This is a genomic window from Streptomyces sp. NPDC052496 (genome assembly GCF_040679095.1).
Lineage (GTDB): Bacteria > Actinomycetota > Actinomycetes > Streptomycetales > Streptomycetaceae > Streptomyces.
Map to the genome: position 1 here is coordinate 149,550 of NZ_JBFAUH010000017.1, position 19,404 is coordinate 168,953.

General features: G+C 73.5%; 14 protein-coding genes, 1 pseudogene and 1 riboswitch. Of the genes and pseudogenes, 12 read left to right on the plus strand and 3 right to left on the minus strand.

The features are described 5' to 3' along the window. Positions 1 to 26 precede the first annotated feature (26 nt). Positions 27 to 207: riboswitch (cobalamin riboswitch) on the plus strand. A gap of 205 nt (positions 208 to 412) precedes the next feature. The 9 genes and pseudogenes from AB0L45_RS23225 to AB0L45_RS23265 all read left to right on the plus strand — a co-directional run bounded on the left by AB0L45_RS23225 (position 413) and on the right by AB0L45_RS23265 (position 12,029). After that, positions 413 to 1,912 (plus strand): CoA-acylating methylmalonate-semialdehyde dehydrogenase, encoded by a 1,500-nt coding sequence (locus AB0L45_RS23225; protein WP_365842813.1) that lies wholly within the window; start codon positions 413 to 415, stop codon positions 1,910 to 1,912. Between the two features lie 14 nt (positions 1,913 to 1,926). Further along, positions 1,927 to 3,135 (plus strand): acyl-CoA dehydrogenase family protein, encoded by a 1,209-nt coding sequence (locus AB0L45_RS23230; RefSeq protein ID WP_365842815.1) that lies wholly within the window; start codon positions 1,927 to 1,929, stop codon positions 3,133 to 3,135. Then, positions 3,132 to 4,235 carry an enoyl-CoA hydratase/isomerase family protein gene (locus AB0L45_RS23235; protein WP_365842817.1) on the plus strand — a complete coding sequence of 368 codons (1,104 nt, stop codon included), beginning with the start codon at positions 3,132 to 3,134 and terminating at the stop codon, positions 4,233 to 4,235. Before AB0L45_RS23230 ends, AB0L45_RS23235 begins: the two co-directional genes overlap by 4 nt. Further along, the gene (mmsB, locus tag AB0L45_RS23240) at positions 4,232 to 5,221 is read left to right on the plus strand and encodes a 3-hydroxyisobutyrate dehydrogenase (protein ID WP_365842918.1); all 990 of its coding nucleotides are present in this window, start codon (positions 4,232 to 4,234) and stop codon (positions 5,219 to 5,221) included. Before AB0L45_RS23235 ends, mmsB begins: the two co-directional genes overlap by 4 nt. Then, positions 5,218 to 6,024 (plus strand): enoyl-CoA hydratase, encoded by an 807-nt coding sequence (locus AB0L45_RS23245; RefSeq protein ID WP_365842819.1) that lies wholly within the window; start codon positions 5,218 to 5,220, stop codon positions 6,022 to 6,024. Before mmsB ends, AB0L45_RS23245 begins: the two co-directional genes overlap by 4 nt. A 118-nt stretch (positions 6,025 to 6,142) precedes the next feature. Beyond that, a complete protein-coding gene (locus AB0L45_RS23250; protein ID WP_365842821.1) occupies positions 6,143 to 8,683 on the plus strand; it encodes a DUF262 domain-containing protein in 2,541 nt (846 codons plus the stop codon). A 316-nt stretch (positions 8,684 to 8,999) separates the two neighbouring features. Next, positions 9,000 to 10,517, plus strand: coding sequence for an MmgE/PrpD family protein (locus AB0L45_RS23255; protein WP_365842823.1), 1,518 nt, complete (start codon positions 9,000 to 9,002; stop codon positions 10,515 to 10,517). Then, positions 10,517 to 11,422, plus strand: a complete 906-nt coding sequence (prpB, locus tag AB0L45_RS23260; RefSeq protein ID WP_365842825.1) for a methylisocitrate lyase — start codon at positions 10,517 to 10,519, stop codon at positions 11,420 to 11,422. The genes AB0L45_RS23255 and prpB overlap by 1 nt, the downstream gene beginning before the upstream one ends. Positions 11,423 to 11,539: 117 nt before the next feature. Further along, a pseudogene (locus tag AB0L45_RS23265) lies at positions 11,540 to 12,029 on the plus strand (citrate/2-methylcitrate synthase). Positions 12,030 to 12,063: 34 nt separating this feature from the next. Here the strand turns inward: AB0L45_RS23265 and AB0L45_RS23270 are convergent. Further along, positions 12,064 to 13,203, minus strand: a complete 1,140-nt coding sequence (locus tag AB0L45_RS23270; RefSeq protein ID WP_365842827.1) for an acyl-CoA dehydrogenase family protein — start codon at positions 13,201 to 13,203, stop codon at positions 12,064 to 12,066. Positions 13,204 to 13,628: 425 nt separating this feature from the next. On the opposite strand from AB0L45_RS23270, the gene AB0L45_RS23275 reads away from it, so the two are divergent. Then, positions 13,629 to 15,245, plus strand: coding sequence for an AMP-binding protein (locus tag AB0L45_RS23275; RefSeq protein ID WP_365842829.1), 1,617 nt, complete (start codon positions 13,629 to 13,631; stop codon positions 15,243 to 15,245). 187 nt (positions 15,246 to 15,432) lie between these two features. Continuing rightward, entirely contained in the window at positions 15,433 to 16,305 is an 873-nt protein-coding gene (locus AB0L45_RS23280; RefSeq protein ID WP_365842831.1) for a PaaX family transcriptional regulator C-terminal domain-containing protein, read from the plus strand. A gap of 15 nt (positions 16,306 to 16,320) precedes the next feature. Here the strand turns inward: AB0L45_RS23280 and AB0L45_RS23285 are convergent, their stop codons facing one another. After that, a complete protein-coding gene (locus AB0L45_RS23285; RefSeq protein WP_365842833.1) occupies positions 16,321 to 17,085 on the minus strand; it encodes an HAD family hydrolase in 765 nt (254 codons plus the stop codon). 424 nt (positions 17,086 to 17,509) lie between these two features. Here AB0L45_RS23285 and AB0L45_RS23290 point away from each other — a divergent pair, with 424 nt between their 5' ends. Further along, positions 17,510 to 18,163, plus strand: coding sequence for a TetR/AcrR family transcriptional regulator (locus AB0L45_RS23290; RefSeq protein ID WP_365842835.1), 654 nt, complete (start codon positions 17,510 to 17,512; stop codon positions 18,161 to 18,163). 26 nt (positions 18,164 to 18,189) lie between these two features. Here AB0L45_RS23290 and AB0L45_RS23295 read toward each other — a convergent pair whose 3' ends face one another. Continuing rightward, complete coding sequence (locus tag AB0L45_RS23295) at positions 18,190 to 19,194, minus strand: NADP-dependent oxidoreductase (protein ID WP_365842920.1); 1,005 nt, start codon at positions 19,192 to 19,194, stop codon at positions 18,190 to 18,192. Between the last annotated feature and the right edge of the window lie 210 nt (positions 19,195 to 19,404).

The following is a 19,404-nucleotide window of genomic DNA, read 5'->3' on the forward strand; positions in this document are numbered from 1 at the left end:
CCCCCTGGACTTACTAGGACGCCCAACTATATGTTCGTGACGTAGGCCCGCGGTGCAGGGAAGCCGGTGCGAATCCGGCGTGGTCCCGCCACTGTGACCGGGGAGTGCGACGCCGAGCAACACGCCACTGACGCAGCTGCGTCGGGAAGGCGGGCGGCGCGCGGTGATCCGGAAGCCAGGATACCGGCCGTGGGTGTTCTTTCCGTGTTGTCCACGAGGATGGAGCAGACACGCATGGCATCGGTGCGTACCCACAGCCCAGGTGATCCGGCCCGGCCCGCGGCACCGCCCGCGCGCTGACACTGCCACGCCTTCCGCGTCCCACGGCCCCGTCACGGTCCGCGCGCCCCCGCGCCGGCCGTGGGCCCGGCCGTGCCATCCCCGGATCTCACCTGACGAGAGCAGGCCCTCCATGGTCCGAGAACTGACCCATTTCATCGGCGGCAAGCCCACACCGGGAACCTCGGGTGCGCACGGCGACGTGTACGACCCCAACACCGGCACCGTGCAGGCCCGCGTCCCGCTCGCGGACCGGGCCGAGACGGAGGCGGCGATCGCCGACGCCGCGGCGGCCCAGCCGGAGTGGGGCGAGTGGAACCCGCAGCGGCGCGCCCGGGTGCTGCTGAACTTCCTGCGCCTGGTCGAGGGCGAGCGGGACGCGCTGGCCCGGCTGCTGTCCGGCGAGCACGGCAAGACCGTCGCGGACGCGCACGGCGACCTCCAGCGCGGGCTGGAGGTGGTGGAGTTCGCGGCCGGGATCCCGCACCTGCTCAAGGGCGAGTTCACCGACAACGCCGGGACCGGCATCGACGTGCACTCGCTGCGCCGCCCGGTCGGTGTGGTGGCCGGGATCACCCCGTTCAACTTCCCGGCGATGATTCCGCTGTGGAAGGCCGCGCCGGCCATCGCCTGCGGCAACGCGTTCATCCTGAAGCCGTCCGAGCGGGCGCCTTCGGTGCCGCTGCGGCTGGCCGAGCTGTTCCTGGAGGCGGGGCTGCCGCCGGGCGTCCTCAACGTCGTGCACGGCGGCAAGGAGTCGGTGGACACGCTGCTGGAGGACCCGCGCGTCGAGGCGCTCGGCTTCGTCGGCTCCACGCCCGTCGCCGCGCACATCTACGCGACCGCCGCCGCGCACGGCAAGCGCGCCCAGTGCTTCGGCGGCGCCAAGAACCACCTGATCGTGATGCCGGACGCGGACCTGGACCAGGCGGTGGATGCGCTGGTCGGCGCCGGTTACGGGTCGGCGGGTGAGCGCTGCATGGCGGTCTCGGTCGCCGTACCGGTGGGCGAGGAGACCGCGGACGCGCTGGTGGCGCGGCTGACGGAGCGGGTCGGCAGGCTGCGCATCGGCCGTTCGGACGATCCGCACGCCGACTTCGGGCCGCTGGTCGGCCGGGACGCGCTGGACCGGGTCCGGGCGTACGTGGACCTGGGCGTCGCCGAGGGCGCGGAACTCCTCGTGGACGGCCGGGACTTCGTCCTGCCGGGACACGAGGGCGGCTTCTTCGCGGGCGCCTCGCTCTTCGACCGGGTCACCCCGGACATGCGGATCTACCAGGAGGAGATCTTCGGCCCGGTCCTGTCGGTGGTCCGGGCGGCGGACTACGAGGAGGCGCTGCGGCTGCCCACGGAGCACCCGTACGGCAACGGCGTGTCGCTCTTCACCCGCGACGGTGACACCGCGCGGGACTTCAGCCGCCGGGTGAACACCGGCATGATCGGCGTGAACGTGCCGATCCCGGTGCCGGTCGCGTACCACACCTTCGGCGGCTGGAAGCGGTCCGGCTTCGGCGACCTGAACCAGCACGGCCCGGACGCGGTCCGCTTCTACACCCGTACGAAGACCGTCACCTCGCGCTGGCCCTCCGGGGTCAAGGAGGGCGCGAGCTTCACCCTCCCGACGATGGGCTGAGCGCGATGAGCGTCATGACCACCACCACGGCTGCCTCGCTGACCTCGCTCACCGCCGACCAGCTCGCCATCGTCGAGACCACGCTGGACTTCGCGCAGGAGCACATCGCGCCGCACGCCGTGGCCTGGGACCAGGACAAGCACTTCCCCGTGGACGTGCTGCGCAAGGCCGCCGGGCTCGGGCTCGGCGGGATCTACGTACGGGAGGAGCACGGCGGCTCCGCGCTGAGCCGCGCGGACGGCGTGCTGGTCTTCGAGGTGCTGGCCACCGCCTGCCCGTCCATCGCGGGCTACCTCTCCATCCACAACATGGTCGCCTGGATGATCGACCGGTACGGCGACGACGCACAGCGCGCCCGCCGGCTGCCGGGCCTGTGCTCGATGGCGGACCTGGGCAGCTACTGCCTGACCGAGCCGGGCGCCGGATCGGACGCGGCGGCGCTGCGCACGCGTGCGGTGCGTGACGGCGACGCGTACGTGCTGACCGGCGTGAAGCAGTTCATCTCCGGCGCCGGGGCCTCGCAGGTGTACGTGGTGATGGCCCGTACCGGCGAGGAGGGGCCGGGCGGCATCTCGGCGTTCGTCGTCGAGCGGGACGATCCGGGGCTGTCGTTCGGTGCCGACGAGAAGAAGATGGGCTGGAACGCGCAGCCGACCCGGCAGGTGATCCTCGACGAGGTCCGTGTCCCCGCGGACCGGCGGCTCGGCGCGGAGGGCGACGGCTTCCGCATCGCGATGAACGGCCTCAACGGCGGCCGGCTCGGCATCGCCGCCTGCTCCCTCGGCGGCGGACAGAGCGCGCTGCACGCGGCGCAGGCGTACCTCGCGGACCGGGAGGCGTTCGGGGGCCGGCTGCTGGACGCGCAGGCGCTGCAGTTCCGGCTCGCCGACATGGCGACCGAGCTGGCCGCCGCCCGTGCGCTGGTGCGGCAGGCGGCCGAGGCGCTGGACCGGGCCGATCCGCAGGCGCCCCAGCTGTGCGCGATGGCCAAACGGTTCGCCACCGACACGGGTTATGCCGTCGCCGACCGTGCGCTGCAGCTGCACGGCGGCTATGGCTACCTGAGTGAGTACGGCATGGAGAAGATCGTCCGCGATCTTCGGGTGCACCAGATCCTGGAAGGGACGAACGAGATCATGCGCTTGATCGTGGCCCGCGGGCTGACCGGGGCGGGGACCGGCGGGGGCAGCCGCGCCAAGGCCGGAACGGGGGCCGCCCGATGACCGGCGACCACCCCGTAGGGGACGGCTCCGCGCCCGGCGCCTCCGTACTGCTGCGGACCGAGGGCCGCGCGGCCTACCTCACCCTCAACCGCCCCAAGGCCCTCAACGCCCTCGACCATCCCATGGTGCGCCGCATCGACGCGGCCCTGACCGAGTGGGAGGGCGACCCCGCGGTCGAGACCGTGGTGATCACCGGTGCGGGTGCGCGCGGGCTGTGCGCGGGCGGCGACATCCGCGCCATCCATGAGGACGCGCGGTCCGGGGCCGGCACCGCCTCCGCCGCGTTCTGGCGCGACGAGTACCGGCTCAACGCCCGTATCGCGCGCTTCCCCAAGCCGTACGTCGCCGTCATGGACGGCATCGTGATGGGCGGCGGCGTCGGCGTCTCGGCGCACGGCAGCGTACGGATCGTCACCGAGCGGTCCCAGGTCGCCATGCCCGAGACCGGCATCGGCTTCGTCCCGGACGTCGGCGGCACGTATCTGCTGGCGCTGGCGCCCGGCGAGCTGGGCACCCACCTGGCGCTGACCGGGACGGCCGTGGGCGCCGGCGACGCGCTGCTGTGCGGGCTCGCCGACCACTTCGTCCCTTCCGAGGCGCTGGAACCGCTGCTGTCGGACCTCGCCACCGCCCCGGTGCCCGAGGTGCTGCCGCGGTACGTGCGGGACGCGCCCGAGGGCGGCCTGGCGGCCCAGCGGGAGTGGATCGACCCCTGCTACGCGGCCGGCACCGTCGAGGAGATCGTCGACCGGCTGCTCGGCAGCGGCGTCCCGGAGGCCAAGGAGGCCGCCGAGACGCTGCTCGCCAAGTCCCCCACCTCCCTGAAGGTGACCCTGGCGGCGCTGCGCCGGGCCCGTGACCTGGGGCCGCTGGAGCGGGTCCTGGACCAGGAGTACCGCGTCTCGTGCGCGGCGCTGGCCGCGCCCGACCTGGTCGAGGGCATCCGCGCCCAGGTGATCGACAAGGACCGTACGCCGCGCTGGTCCCCCGCCTCCCTCGCCGAGGTCTCGGACGAGGACGTGGCCCGCTTCTTCGCCCCGCTCGGCGACGACGAGCTGGGACTCGCCGACGGCGCCGGGACGCAGGAGGTGCCGTGGTGAACGCGGAGGCACAGGGCGGGAGCGGCGCCCCCGTCCCGATCGGCTTCATCGGACTCGGCAACATGGGCGGTCCGATGGCGGCCAATCTGGTCAAGGCCGGTCACCGGGTGACCGGTTTCGATCTCGCACCGGAGGCGCTGGCGGCAGCGGCCGAGACCGGTGTCGAACCCGCCGGATCGGCACCGGCCGCCGTGGCGGACGCGGCCGTGGTGATCACCATGCTGCCCGCCGGACGGCACGTCCTGGCCCTCTACCAGGACGGCGGGCTGCTCGCGGCAGCCCGTCCCGGCACCCTGTTCATCGACTGCTCCACCATCGACGTGGCCGACGCCCGCGGCGCCCACGAGGCCGCCGTACGCGCCGGTCATCAGGCCCTGGACGCCCCGGTGTCGGGCGGCGTGGTGGGCGCCGAGGCGGGCACGCTGACGTTCATGGCGGGCGGCGGACCGGCCGAGTTCACGCGGGCCGAGCCGCTGCTCGCGGCGATGGGCAGGAAGGCGGTGCACTGCGGCGCGGCGGGCGCCGGGCAGGCCGCGAAGATCTGCAACAACATGATCCTCGGGATATCGATGATCGGGGTCAGCGAGGCGTTCGTCCTCGGGGAGAGCCTGGGCCTGTCCCACCAGGCCCTGTACGACGTGGCCTCCACCGCCAGCGGCCAGTGCTGGGCGCTGAGCGTCAACTGCCCGGTGCCGGGCCCGGTACCCGGCAGCCCCGCCAACCACGGCTACCGGCCCGGCTTCGCGGCCCCCCTCATGGCCAAGGACCTGGGCCTGGCCGCCGACGCGGTCCGCGCGGGCGGCGTACAAGCCGAATTCGGCCTACGCGCAGCCGAGTTGTACGCGGCGTTCGCCGAAGGCGAGGGCGCGGCGGACGACTTCTCCGGCATCGTCCGCACCATCCGGCAACGGTCCGGCACCGCGCCGCAGGCACAGCACACCGCCCCGGAAGCCCCGCAGACCGAGCAGAACGGAACACCCGCATGACCGACACCACTCCGGCCGCCACCGAGACCCAGCCCTACGAGACGATCCTCGTGGAGCGCACCGGCCGTACCGCGCTGCTCACCCTCAACCGCCCCGAGGCACTCAACGCCCTCAACCGCCAGCTCATGACCGAGGTCGTGGCGGCCACCGAGGAACTGGACCGCGACCCGGACATCGGCTGCATCATCATCACCGGCTCGGCGAAGGCGTTCGCCGCCGGGGCCGACATCAAGGAGATGCGGCCGCGCTCGTACATGGACATGTACCTCAGCGACTGGTTCACCGCCTGGGACCGGCTGGGCGCCCTGCGCACACCGACCATCGCCGCAGTGGCCGGCCACGCCCTGGGCGGCGGCTGCGAACTGGCCATGCTCTGCGACATCCTGCTCGCCGCCGACACCGCCGTCTTCGGCCAACCGGAGATCAAACTGGGCGTCATCCCCGGCATCGGCGGCTCCCAGCGGCTGACCCGCGCCATCGGCAAGGCCAAGGCGATGGACCTGTGCCTGACCGGCCGCACCATGAACGCGACAGAGGCCGAGCGGTCCGGGCTCGTCTCCCGCGTCGTACCGGCCACCGACCTCCTGACCGAGGCCCACACTGTCGCCGACCAGGTGGCGGCGATGTCCGCCCCGGTCACCATGATGGCCAAGGAAGCCGTCAACCGCGCCTTCGAAACCACCCTCACCGAGGGCGTCCGCTTCGAACGCCGCCTGTTCCACGCGGTGTTCGCCACCGAGGACCAGAAGGAGGGCATGACGGCGTTCGTGGAGAAGCGGGGGGCGGAGTTCAGGCACTGCTGAGGCCCTTCCGCAGTCGCGGCACGGCCGAAACGACCTCCCCCCTGGCAGTCGCTGGCTAAGGTGATCCTCTTGAAAGCTCAAGTGCATCACTGTAGTTGGCGACCGGGGCGAGGGATCGATGGAAGCACGGGAAACGACGTTCGAGCGGCTGATCCAGGGAGACAACCAGTTCCAGATCCCGCTGTATCAGCGCACGTACAGCTGGGACGCCAAGGACCACCAGCGACTGTGGGACGACTTGTTACAGCAGGTCACCGTGGGCACCGGTGACGCGCCGGCCGGGCACTTCCTCGGGTCGCTGGTGCTCGATCCCCGGCCTCCGCTGCCGGACACGGTCCAGCGGTGGGTCGTCATCGACGGGCAGCAGCGGCTGACGACGCTGATGTTGCTGGCCTGCGCGATCCGCGACCATGTGCGCGCCTTCGACGCCGGCCGGGCCGAACTCGTCCACCGCCGGTACCTGGTCAACGAAGAGGACTACACCGGGCTCGACGCTTACCGCCTGCTGCCGACCCAGGCCGACCGGCCGTCGTACCTCGCCTGCGTGAACAGCGACCCCACGGCGGGCGGGGAGGACAGCATCGGTGTCGCCTACCGGTTCTTCCGGGCCGCGCTGACCGAGTACGACCCGGTGGGCGAGTGGGAGGCGGTGCGCCACATCGACCAGGCGCTGCGCCACCGGCTGACGTTGGTGACGATCACGGCCGGGCCGCAGGACAACGCCTTCCGGATCTTCGAATCGCTCAACAACACCGGCAAGTCGCTCAGCCAGGCCGACCTGCTGCGCAACTACGTGTTCATGCAGCTGCCGGCCCTCGGCGAGCAGGTCTACGACCGCGTGTGGCTGCCGCTGCAGAGCGAACTCGGGCCGGAGCGGCTGACCATGCTCGCCTGGCTCGACCTGGTGCTCCAGGGCCAGAGCCGGCTGACCGTCAGCGAGGTCTACGAGGGACAGCGGCGCCGGATGGGCCGGATCGTGGCCGCGGCGGGCGAGGAGGGGCTGCGGGAGGACCTCACCCGGTTGCGCCGCCTCGGCCACCTCCTCCTGCGGGTCTTCGAACCCGACCGGGAACCGTGCGCGGAGCTGCGGGCGGTCCTGGAGCGGCTCGTGCGGTGGGGCGGCGAGGCGCACTACCCGCCCGCGCTCCATGTACTGGACCAGGTGGACCGGGGCACGACGGAGACCGCACAGGCCGTCGAAGCACTGAGCTGTGTGGAGAGCTTCCTGGTCCGGCGCATGATCTGCCGCGAACCCTCGCACAGCGTCCGGCAGATTCTGGCCGCCGTGCCTTCGGCACTGGAGCGGGACCGGCCGCTGCACGAGGCGATGCGGCGCTATCTGTCCGGACCGCGGCGGGGGTGGCCACGGGACGAAGAACTGGCCGAGGCGATCCGCACGCAGCCGTTCTACTGGCAGGGCAGCAGCCGGCACCGCGCCTACGTGCTGCGGCGCCTGGAGGAGGACTACGCGTCTCCGGAGCCCGTCGATTTCTCACGGGCCTCGACGTCGATCGAGCACGTCCTGCCGCAGCGGCCGGGACAGGAGTGGCTCGACATGCTGGCCGAGGACGCCGGGGAGGGGGAGCGCCCCGAGGAGCTGCACGAGGCGCTGGTGCACACCCTGGGCAACCTGACGCTCTCCGGCGAGAACGCCCGGCTGTCCAACCACCCCTACGAGCGCAAGCAGCAGATCCTCGACCAGAGTGCCCTGCGCATGAACCGGGAGATAGCCACCGCCGAGCGCTGGGGACGGCGGGAGATCCTGGACCGTGCCGGCCGACTCGCCGAACGGGCGGTGCGGATCTGGCCGGGACCGCCGGCGAGTGAGGACGCCCGCGCCGACGAGCGCTCGGAATGGCTGCGGCTGCGGAGGGTGCTGGCGGCCGTGCCGGCCGGGAAGTGGACGACGTACAAGGATCTCGGCACGGTCACCGGAGCGGGTTCCGCCCAGACCGTCGGCACCTATCTGGCCAAACACGCGGACGTCCCGAACGCGCACCGCGTGCTGAAGGCCGACGGCACATCCTCGCCCGAGTTCGCCTGGCTCGACGGGCGTACGGAATCACAGCAGGAGGCGCTGGAGCGGGAGGGCGTCCGGTTCAACGGCGCGGTGGCCGACGCCGAGCAGCGGCTGCGCACGGCCGAGCTGGCCGGACTCGCCGGGCTCGACGCCCCGGAGGAGCCCGCGGAGGGCACGGCGGCGCGACGTCCTGGCACCCCTGCCGACCGGCCGGACAACTTCGCAGCGCTGCTGCGCGCACATCATCCGGCCGTGGCCGAGGAGTTGTTGACTCTGCTGGGCAAGTGGGAAGCAGAAGGCGGCTGGCTCGGGTACGGAGCTGCCGCGGAGACCAGTTGCGCGCCCATGCTGCGGGAGGGGAGGGGGCCGCACGGCTGCCTCTGGCCGGTGAGCGTATACCCGCGCTCGGGAACCGTGGAGGTCGTCTTCGAATACCTCGCCAAGCGGGAGCCCTTCACCCGGCCCGGACTCCTGGCCGAACTGCGCGACCGGCTCCAGACGATCCCCGGCGTGGTACTGGCCGTCCCCGACGACGAACTCCCCAGGCGGCGGCCGAGCTTCCCGCTGGAGGCGCTGCGCGGCGACGGGCTGGTCCGTTTCGCCGAGACGCTGGAATGGTTCCGGCAGCAGAGCCTGTGAGCCCCGCCCTTCACCGCTGACCCGCCCCCGTGCTGTACGGCGAGGTGGGCGGTGAGCGCGTCGGCGGCGCGGCCGGGGCGCAGGGCCCAGTCCGATGGCGGTGCGTCCGGTGGCGGCGTCGAGCGGGGCGACGTGGTTGTGGTGGGCGTGGAAGAAGTCGCGTACCTCGACTGGTGCGAACGTAGCATTCGCAGGTTTCGCACCTTTCGCCGGACGGCGGTCCGGGACGGGAGGAAATCCGCAGCATGGAACGGTCGCGGGCGGGCCCGCGGCGGGGCAGGCTCGGAAGCACCACGTCGCGTCTTCGAGGAGCACCGTGATCGAGCATCAGGTACGTGTCCGTCCCAGCGCCGCCCGGCTGCCGCGCGAGGAGCAGCTCGCCTGGAAGCTGGCGGCCGTCGCCACCGGCACCCAGGACGCCCCGGACCTCGATCCGGACGCGGCGGCGACGGCGGCCGACCGGGTCGTCGACAACGCCGCGGTGGCCGTGGCCGCGCTGCGCCGCCGCCCGGTCGCCGTCGCCCGCGCCCAGGCTCGGACGCATCCGGGTACGCCCGGCGCGTCCGTCTTCGGCGCCGGCGGCCGGCGGGCCTCCCCCGAGTGGGCGGCCTGGGCCAACGGCACCGCCGTACGGGAGCTGGACTTCCACGACACGTTCCTGGCCGCGGACTACGCCCACCCCGGCGACAGCATCCCGCCGCTGCTGGCGGTCGCCCAGCACACCGGTCGGGGCGGCGCCGGCCTGCTGCGCGGCATCGTCGCCGCGTACGAGGTGCACGTCGCGCTGGTACGGGGCATCTGCCTGCACCGGCACCGCATCGACCACGTCGCCCACCTGAGCGCCGCGCAGGCGTGCGGCCTCGGCGCGCTGCTGCGGCTGCCCACGGAGACCGTGTACCAGGCCGTGCAGCAGGCGGTGCACACGACGACCGCGACCCGGCAGTCCCGCAAGGGCGAGATCTCCAACTGGAAGGCGTTCGCCCCGGCCTTCGCCGGGAAGGCCGCGATCGAGGCGGTGGACCGGGCGATGCGCGGTGAGGGGTCGCCGTCCCCGGTCTACGAGGGCGAGGACGGGTTCCTGGCGTGGCTGCTGGACGGTCCGGAGGCCGTGTACACCGTCACGCTGCCGGAGCCCGGTGAGGCGCGGCGCGCGATTCTGGACACGTACACCAAGGAGCACTCGGCCGAGTACCAGGCGCAGGCCGTCATCGACCTGGCGCGGCGGCTGCGGGAGCGGACCGGGCCGCTGGAGAAGGTGCGTTCGGTCGTGCTGCACACCAGCCACCACACGCATCAGGTGATCGGTTCCGGGTCCGGCGATCCGCAGAAGTACGATCCGCACGCGAGCCGCGAGACGCTGGACCACTCGGTGCCGTACATCTTCGCGGTGGCGCTGGAGGACGGCGGCTGGCACCACGCGCGCTCGTACGCGCCCGAGCGTGCGCGGCGGCCGGAGACCGTGGAGCTGTGGCGGAAGATCAGCACGGTCGAGGACCCGGAGTGGACGCGCCGCTACCACCATCCGGATCCGGAGCGGCGCGCGTTCGGCGGCCGGGCGGTGGTGACGCTGGCCGACGGCACGGTGGTCGAGGACGAGCTGGCGGTGGCCGACGCGCACCCGGCCGGGGCGCGGCCCTTCGGCCGGGCGGACTACGCCGCCAAGTTCCGGTCGCTGGCCGAGGGGGTCGTGGCCCCCGGGGCACAGGACCGTTTCCTGGCCGCCGCCCACGGGCTGCCCACGCTGGACGGGCCCGGCCTGGACCGCCTCTTCCCCGCCGTCGACGCCGACGGCCTGGCCGCGTACGACGCCGCGCTCCCGAAGGGCCTGTTCTGATGCTGCACACCCGCACCACCGCGGCCCAGCGCCGCCGCGACCTGCGCGGAAAGCTCGCCTCCGGGCGGCTGCTGCGCGTCCCCGGCGCGATCAGCCCGCTGACGGCGAAGCTCATCGAGGAGACCGGCTTCGACGCGTGCTACCTGTCCGGCGCGGTGCTCGCCGCCGACCTGGGACTGCCCGACATCGGGCTGACCACGTCGACGGAGCTGGCGGCCCGCGCCCAGCAGTTCACCCGGGTCACCGGCCTCCCCTTCCTGATCGACGCGGACACCGGCTTCGGCGAGCCGATGAACGCCGCCCGGACCGTCCAGCTCATGGAAGACGCCGGTCTGGCCGGGCTGCACCTGGAGGACCAGGTCAATCCCAAGCGCTGCGGCCACCTGGACGGCAAGGCGGTGGTGCCGCGCGAGGAGATGGTGCGCCGGCTGCGGGCCGCCGCCGACGCGCGCCGCGACCCGGATTTCCTGCTGATGGCCCGTACGGACGCACGCGCCGTGGAGGGTCTGGACGCGGCGGTGGACCGGGCTCGCGCGTACGTGGACGCGGGCGCCGACGCGGTCTTCCCCGAAGCGCTGCGCGACGAGGCGGAGTTCGCCGCGTTCCGGGCCGCCGTGGACGTACCCCTGCTGGCCAACATGACCGAGTTCGGCAAGAGCCCGCTGCTCGGCGCGGCCACCCTGGAACGGCTCGGCTACAACATCGCCCTCTACCCCGTCACCCTGCTGCGCCTGGCGATGGGCGCCGTCGAGGACGGCCTGCGCACCCTCGCCGCCGACGGCACTCAGGAGGCGCTGCTGCCGCGTATGCAGACCCGCTCCCGCCTGTACGAACTCCTCGGGTACGAGCAGTACGCGGCCTTCGACTCGGCCGTCTCCGACTTCACGCTCCCGCCCGGTGACTGACCCGCGACCGACCCGCGACTGATCCACGACCGATCCGCGACCGATCCGCGACTAATTCGCAACAGACCCAGAACGCACCCACAGCCGCTCCGCCACCGACCCGTAGGGGAAGCCCTCATGACCATCACCCCACCGGAGATCCACCGCGGCCTGGCGGGTGTCGTCGTCGACACCACCGCCGTCTCCACGGTGATACCCGAGACCAACTCCCTGACCTACCGCGGCTATCCGGTGCAGGAACTGGCCGCGCGCCGTTCCTTCGAGCTCCGCGCGCGTCGTCACATCCACCCTCTCCGACCTCCGCAGCGCGGTGACCGCCGCCGTCGGCGCGCTCAAGGGGCCGCTCGGCGGCGCCGACGAGGCGGTGATGTGCATGCCGGCGGAGCTCGGCCTCCCGGAGAGTGCCGACGCGTGGCCGGCGGCGGCCCTGGGGGGCGGGCGCAAGAGCATGGGCTTCGAGGCCCCGTCCTCCACCCCCCTCTTCGTGATGAGCCGTGTCACCGGCTGGACCGCCCACATCACCGAACAGCTCACCCCCAACGCGCTGATCCGGCCCCTGGGCGCGTACAACGGACCGGGGCAGCGGGCGGTGCCCGAGCCGGCCTGACGGTCCCCGGTCATCGCTCCCGTCACCGCTCCCCTCACCGCTCCCGGTACAGCTCCTTGGCGATGATCGACCGCTGCACCTCCGTCGCCCCCTCGTAGATGCGCGGTGCGCGGACCTCGCGGTAGAGGTGTTCCAGGAGGTGGCCACGGCGCAGGGCGCGGGCGCCGTGGAGCTGGACGGCCGTGTCCACGGCGTGCTGGGCGGTCTCGGTGGCCAGGAGTTTGGCCATCGCGGAGCGTTTGGCGATGTCGGGTGCGCCGCTGTCGTAGGCGGTCGCGGCCGCGTAGACCAGCAGGCGGGCGGCCTCGATACGGGTGGCCGTCTCGGCGAGTTGGTGGGCGACGGACTGGAGGTCCTTGAGCGGGCCGCCGAACGCGGTGCGGTCCGCGGTGTGCGCGAGGGCGGCGTCCAGGGCGGCCTGGGCCATGCCGACCGCGAAGGCGCCGACGCTCGGGCGGAAGAGGTTGAGCGTACGCATCGCGACGCCGAAGCCGCGGTCCACCTCGCCCACCACGTCGTCGCGGGTGACCGGGACACCGTCGAAGGCCAGGGTGCCGATCGGGTGCGGGCTGAGCATGTCCAGCGGGGTGCCGGACAGGCCGGTGCGGTCGGCGGGGACGAGGAAGGCGGTGATGCCCCGGGCACCCGGGCCGCCGCCGGTGCGGGCGAAGACGGTGGCGAAGTCGGCCTCGGGCGCGTTGGAGATCCAGCACTTCTCGCCGGTCAGGCGCCAGCGGTCGGCGCCCGGCGGGCCGTCCGGCTCGGCGGTCAGGGTGAGCGCGGCGGCGTCGGAGCCGGCGTCCGGCTCGCTGAGCGCGAAGGCGGCCACCGCGCGGCCGGCCACCACTTCGGGCAGCCAGCGGTCCCGCTGGGCGGGCGTGCCGGACTGGACGACCGGGTACGTGCCCAGGCCCTGGAGCGCGAGCGCGGTCTCCGCCCCGGTCGACTCCTGGGCCAGTGACTCGCGCAGCAGGCACAGGTCGAGGGCGCGCACCGGACCGTCGGCGGGGAACATCCGGCGCAGCAGGCCGAGTTCGCCGAGGGCGGCCACCAGGGGGCGGTTCACGCGGCCGGGTGCGCCGCGCTCCGCCAGCGGGCGCAGCTGTCCGGCGGTCAGGGCGCGCAGTTCGGTACACCACTGGCGGTCTTCCGGTCCCAGCGCGAATGCGGTCACGGGCGGCTCCCTCGTCTCAGGCCCGGGGTGGCCGGGCGGGTCGCTCGGGTCGGTGCGGTACGGGGCGGGCGCCTTCCGGTACGCGGCGGGCGCCCTGCCGGTACGGGGCGGACGCCCTGCCGGTACGCGGCGGGCGCCCTGCCAGTACGGGCGGGCGCCCTCCAATACGCGGCGGACGCCTGCCAGTACGCGGCGGACCCCACCCGGCACGGGCGGCCCGGCGGCTCCGGGCGCCCTCACCGGTACGGTCCGCGCCGCCGGACCGTATCGCGCTCTGTTGACTGCCGTCACCGACACGTTACGCTGACGGCGGGCCGGCACGGCAGTACCCGGACGGTTTCCCCAGCACGTCACGGCCGGGAGCCGGGCAGGTCCGCGCACGGTTCCGAGCGTCCCCGCCGTCGTCCGCAAGGGGGCACACCGGCATGGACCTGACGCCTTCGGCACACCTCGACACCTTCGCCCGCGACCACCTCCCCCCGGCCGGCCAGTGGCCCCGCCTCACCGACCTCGGATACCCGGCCCGGCTCAACTGCGGCGCCGAACTGCTCGACGCCACGATCGACCGGCTGGGCGCCGGCCGCCCGGCGTTCCGGGACGCGTCCGGCACCGTCTGGACGTACGGGGAGCTGCGCGAGCGGGTGGACCGCATCGCCCACGTCCTCACCGGTGACCTCGGGGTGCTGCCCGGCCACCGGGTCCTGCTGCGCGGCCCCACCACTCCCCTGCTCGCCGCCTGCTGGCTGGCGGTGCTGAAGGCGGGCGCGGTGGCCGTGACCGTGCTGGCCGCGCAGCGCCCGCACGAGCTGGCGACCGTCTGCGGCCTGGCCCGGGTGGCACACGCGCTGTGCGACGTGCGGGTGGCCGGGGACCTGGCGGCGGCCGGCGTGCCGGGGCTGCGGATCACCACGTACGGCGCGGACGGGCCCGCGGACCTGCTGCGGCTCGCCGGACGGCGGCCGGGCCCGTACGAGGCGGTGCCGACGGCGGCCGACGACGTCGCGCTGATCGCCTTCACCTCGGGCACCACCGGGCGCCCCAAGGGCTGTATGCACTTCCACCGCGACGTGCTGGCCATCGCCGACACCTTCTCCGCGCAGGTGCTGCGGCCCACGCCGGACGACGTGTTCGCCGGGAGTCCGCCGCTCGGCTTCACCTTCGGGCTCGGCGGGCTGGTCGTGTTCCCGCTGCGGGCCGGCGCGTCGTCGTACCTGGCCGACTGGGGCGGCCCGGAACAGCTGCTGCGCGACATCGCGCGGCACCGCGTCTCGGTGCTGTTCACCGCGCCGACCGCCTACCGGGTGATGCTGCCGAAGCTGGGCGCGCACGACGTGTCCTCGCTGCGGCGCTGTGTGTCGGCGGGCGAGAACCTGCCCGCGGCGACCTGGCGGGAGTGGGAGCAGGCGACCGGCCTGCGCATCATCAACGGCATCGGCGCCACGGAACTGCTGCACATCTTCATATCGGCCGCCGACGAGCGGATCCGGCCCGGGACGACGGGGCTGCCGGTGCCCGGCTTCGAGGCACGGGTGGTGGACGCGGACGGCCGGCCGGTGCCGGACGGGACGCCGGGGCTGCTGGCGGTGCGCGGTCCGACGGGCTGCCGCTATCTGGCGGACGAGCGGCAGCGGGAGTACGTGCGCGACGGCTGGAACCTGACCGGCGACACCTATGTGCGGGACGCGGACGGCTACTTCAGCTATGTGGCACGCGCGGACGACATGATCATCTCGGCCGGGTACAACATCGCCGGGCCCGAGGTCGAGGACGCACTGCTGCGCCACCCCGATGTCGCCGAGGCGGCGGTCGTCGGACGGCCCGACGCGGAGCGCGGCCAGGTCGTGGTCGCCCACCTGGTGCTGCGTACGGGGGTGGCGCGCGGAGCGGAGACGGTGGCGGCGCTGCGTGAGTTCACCAAGGCGGTCATCGCCCCGTACAAGTGCCCGCGCGAGATCGTCTTCCACGACGCGCTGCCCCGGACGCCGACGGGCAAGCTCCAGCGGTTCCGGTTGCGTGCGGGTGGCGGGGGCGGTGCGGCGTGAGAGCGGAGTCCTGCGGCGCCGGTTCGCGGTGCCGCCACACCCGTCGTACCTGCCGTACCCGGCGTACGGCCTCCCGGCCGCTGCGGCTACGATCGCGCCCTGAGCGGCCACGACCCGGCAGCCGTCCGCGCGCGTCCCCGCGCCCCGGGCCCGCGGCCCGGAGTCCGACAAGGCGGGAAACGACCACGTGAGCGACCAGTACGCGCAGGGCACGCCGCGGTCCCTGATCGTCACCTTCTACGGCGCGTACGGGCGCGGCCGGAACGGCGGCCCGGCCGGAACGCCGGGCCCGGTGCCGGTCGCCGCGCTGATCAGGCTGCTCGGGGTGCTCGGTGTCGACCCGCCGTCGGTGCGCTCGGCGGTCTCCCGGCTCAAGCGGCGCGGCCTGCTCGTGCCCGCCCGTACGGAGTCGGGTGCCGCCGCGTACGGGCTGTCGGACGCGGCGCACCAGCTCCTGGACGACGGCGACCGGCGGATCTACGGCCGGCCGGCCGCCGGACCTTCGGACGGCTGGGTCCTGGCCGTCTTCTCGGTGCCCGAACAGGAGCGGAACAAGCGGCATCTGCTGCGCTCCCGGCTGGCCCGGCTCGGTTTCGGCACGGCCGCGCCCGGTGTGTGGATCGCGCCGTCCCACCTGTACGACGAGACCCGGCACACCCTCGACCGGCTGCACCTCTCCTCGTACGTCGACCTGTTCACCGGCGCGCACGCGGGCTTCGAACCGACCGCCGAAGCGGTGGCGCGCTGGTGGGACCTGGGGGCGCTCGCCGACCGGCACCGCGCGTTCCTGGCCGCCCATGAACCCGTGCTCCAGCACTGGTCCGGCCGCCGCCCCGTCCCTTCCGAGGCGGCGTACCGCGCTTACCTGCCGGCGCTCGACGCCTGGCGCCGGCTGCCCTACGCGGACCCCGGCCTGCCCTCTCCCCTCCTGCCCGAGGACTGGCCGGGCGGCCACGCGGCGGACGTCTTCGGCCGGCTGCACACACGGCTGCGGGCGGCGGGCGCGCGGTTCGTGCGGGCCGCGGTCGAGGGGCCGGGGCCGACGGCGTCCGGCGCCTGACGCCGTGCCGCGGGGTCAGCGCTTGCGCTGGTGGGCGGCGGTGCCGGCCATCGGCCGCGGCCGGGCGGCGGCGATGGCGGAGACCACCTCCTTGAACGAACCGCACATCCGGGTGCCGGCCACCGCCGCCAACTCGCCGAAGCTGCCCACCCCGTAGGTGACCGCGACCGGTTCCATACGGGCCGTGACCGCCATCCGCATGTCGCTGACCGTGTCACCGACGTAGGCGCTCTCCCAGGGCGCCACCCCCAGGTCGGCGGCGGCCCGCAGCACCATCTCCGGGTGCGGCTTGCCGCGCCGGACCATCTCCTGGCTGATGACGGGGCCCAGCAGGTCGCGGATGCCCAGCACGTCCAGCAGGGCTTCGGCGCTGCGGGTGCCCTTCGAGGTGGCCACGGCCAGCTCGATGCCGTGGGCGCGCAGCGCGGACAGTCCGGCGGCCACGCCGGGGAAGAGTAACCTCGGTCCCTCGCGCAGCACTTCGCAGGCGAACAGCTCGCGGTAGCGGCCGATGGCGGCCACCACCGCGTCGTGGTCCTCCGGCATGCCGAGCAGCTTGCCGAAGGCCGGGCCCGGCGGCTTGCCGATCGCGGCGGCGGCCTGCCGGGGGGTGACCGGACGGCCCTGTTCGGAGGCGACCTTGACCAGCAGCCTGCTGATCGCCGGCAGGGTGTTGGCGAGGGTTCCGTCGAGATCGAAGACGGCGGCCCTGATGGTTTCGCCGGTCGCGGCCCGCGCGGCGCCCCCGGGACGTGGCACGGTTCCCGCTGATTCACGCATTGCTCGACACCTTCCGATTTTCTGTGGGCCTTGTGCAGCTGTGGGTCCGGTCGCCGTCCGTGACGACGGTGCCGGACGCGGGAAGACGTGCCGGCGGCGCCCACCCGGGAAGCGGCGGACGCGCCGGGGCACACCGGTGTCCAAGAGTGGCGTGCTCGTACCGGAACGGAACTGCTCCGGGAGAGGTCCCTCCCCTGCCTCGCCTTCGCCAGATTTAAAAACCGTCTGCGCTGTTTGTCAATGCACCCTGCGGCGCGCCCGAGGGCTGGGCCAACGGCCCACGTCCGTACGGTGAAGCGGGAACTGACGGGGTATGCCGCACACAGCAAACCCGTTCACCTCATCCGCACCAGAACATCACTGGGATATCAGCCGTCACTGCCCAATTCCGTTTTCGAACCGCATGGTTGGTTTCGTATGTAGAATGCGGTGCGCTCACAGCCGGACTAGAGACAGGACGGACACTGTGCCGACGCAGCATCGTGCGATCCAAAGCCGCCAGGCGCTCCTCCGAGCGGCCGCCGAGGCCTTCACCGAAAAGGGCGTACCCGCCTCGGGAATGGTCGACATCAGCCGGCGCGCCCGGCTCAGCAAAGGCGCCCTCTACTTCCACTTCGCGTCCAAGGAAGACCTCACCTTCGCGGTACGCGACGAGGCCCTCGGCGCCCTGCGGATCCTGGAGGACGAGCTGGCCCGCGCCCCGCAGCCGGCGCCCACCGCCGTACGGGACTTCGCCATCGGGCTGCTCGGCCGGGTGGACGCCGACGTCGTCGTACGCGCCGGACTGCAACTGCGCCCGGAGACCGCGCCGGGCATCGCCGAACCGGAGCTGGAACAGCGGTGGTTCTCCCTCTTCCTGGCGAAGACCACGACCGATCACGCGGCCGGGAAGTTACCGCCGGGCGACGACCCACGGCGCTCCGCGCGGCTGCTCACCGCGCTCGTCGTCGGTCTGCTGCACCTGGGGCAGGAGGACCGCGCGTGGTGGGACAAGGACGTCGTCACGGATCTGTGGGCGCAGGTGCTGCCCGGCGGGGTGAGCACGGCGGCCGCGCCCGTACCGGAACCGGCCCACTGACCGGACCGGCCCGGTACGGACTCCGGTCACACCTCGACCAGCACGGCGCCCGTGTGGTCCCCCCGGGTCAGTTCGCACAGGGCGCGCGGGGCCTGGTCCAGTCCCTGGAGCCGGGTGTGGGCGAAGACCAGGGAGCCGTCCCGCAGTCCGCGCCCGAACTCCGCCGTCCACTCCTGGAACAGGTCCGGGTGGTCGACCATGGAGAAACCGCGCAGCGCGACCCTGCGCACCACCATGAGCAGGGAGTCCAGTTCGACCGGCGCCGCCGGCCCTGCGCCGCCGCCCAGCTGCCCGGAGAGCGCGCCCACCAGCGCGAACCGGGCTCCGGTACGGGCCACGGCGAGCGCCGCGCTCAGCTGCTCGCCGCCGACCAGGTCCAGCAGGACGTCGATGCCGTCCGGTGCCGCCCGGCGCAGCTGCTCCTCCACCGGACCCGCGCCGCGAAGCACCACAGCGTCGTAACCGAGCGCCTCCCGAAGGTAGGGGATCTTGTGCGCGGACCCCGTACTGCCGATGACGCGGGCCGCTCCCAGCCGCTTGGCGAGCAGCCCCGCCATACTGCCGACGCCGCCCGCCGCTCCCGTGACGAACACGGTGTCGCCCGGCCCGGCCTGCGCGGCCCGGGTCAGCGCTCCCCAGGCGGTCGCGCCTTGCGACAGGTGCGCGGCGGGATCCGGCAGCTCCGCCGGGTCGACGCGCCGCGCCCGCCCCTCCTCCACCGCCGCGAACTCCCGCCAGCCGTACGGGTGCACCACCAGGTCACCGGGTGCGAAGCCACCACCGGACGCCCGTACCACCTCGCCGACGGCCGGCCCCCACAGCGCCTCCCCCGGGACGAAGGACGGCATCGGCAGTTCGGCGTCGGACATCATCGAGCACATCGCCGCCGTCACGGTCATGATCCGGTTGCGGACGAGCAGCCGGCCCGGCCCCGCAGCGGGCAGCGGCGCCTCGGCGAGCGTGAAGTGCTCCGGCCCGAGGGCGCCCCGGAGGCGGGCGGCGAGGCGTACCTCCCGGTGGGTGGCGGGCAGCTCCGCGCCGGAAGGGGCGGCGGACGCGGCGGACGGTTCGGGGGCGGCAGGTGATGCGGCCAAGACGAAGCTCCTGTGAGGACGGCGGCCACCGGTGGGCTCCGGCGGTTACTACGGACCAACCCTGGTTTCAATACCGCATGGTTGGCTTTTTTAGGGCGCCGAAAATAGACTGACGGACCGGACTTGTGACGTTGCCCCCCAGCACGA

What these genes read in the sequence shown, in the direction of transcription:
- AB0L45_RS23250 (WP_365842821.1), top strand. Translation starts at nt 6,143, where the DNA reads ATGGAAGCACGGGAAACGACGTTCGAGCGGCTGATCCAGGGAGACAAC.
- AB0L45_RS23285 (WP_365842833.1), bottom strand. Translation starts at nt 17,085, where the DNA reads ATGCGTGAATCAGCGGGAACCGTGCCACGTCCCGGGGGCGCCGCGCGG.
- AB0L45_RS23290 (WP_365842835.1), top strand. Translation starts at nt 17,510, where the DNA reads ATGCGGTGCGCTCACAGCCGGACTAGAGACAGGACGGACACTGTGCCG.
- AB0L45_RS23245 (WP_365842819.1), top strand. Translation starts at nt 5,218, where the DNA reads ATGACCGACACCACTCCGGCCGCCACCGAGACCCAGCCCTACGAGACG.
- prpB (WP_365842825.1), top strand. Translation starts at nt 10,517, where the DNA reads ATGCTGCACACCCGCACCACCGCGGCCCAGCGCCGCCGCGACCTGCGC.
- AB0L45_RS23230 (WP_365842815.1), top strand. Translation starts at nt 1,927, where the DNA reads ATGACCACCACCACGGCTGCCTCGCTGACCTCGCTCACCGCCGACCAG.
- AB0L45_RS23235 (WP_365842817.1), top strand. Translation starts at nt 3,132, where the DNA reads ATGACCGGCGACCACCCCGTAGGGGACGGCTCCGCGCCCGGCGCCTCC.
- AB0L45_RS23275 (WP_365842829.1), top strand. Translation starts at nt 13,629, where the DNA reads ATGGACCTGACGCCTTCGGCACACCTCGACACCTTCGCCCGCGACCAC.
- AB0L45_RS23225 (WP_365842813.1), top strand. Translation starts at nt 413, where the DNA reads ATGGTCCGAGAACTGACCCATTTCATCGGCGGCAAGCCCACACCGGGA.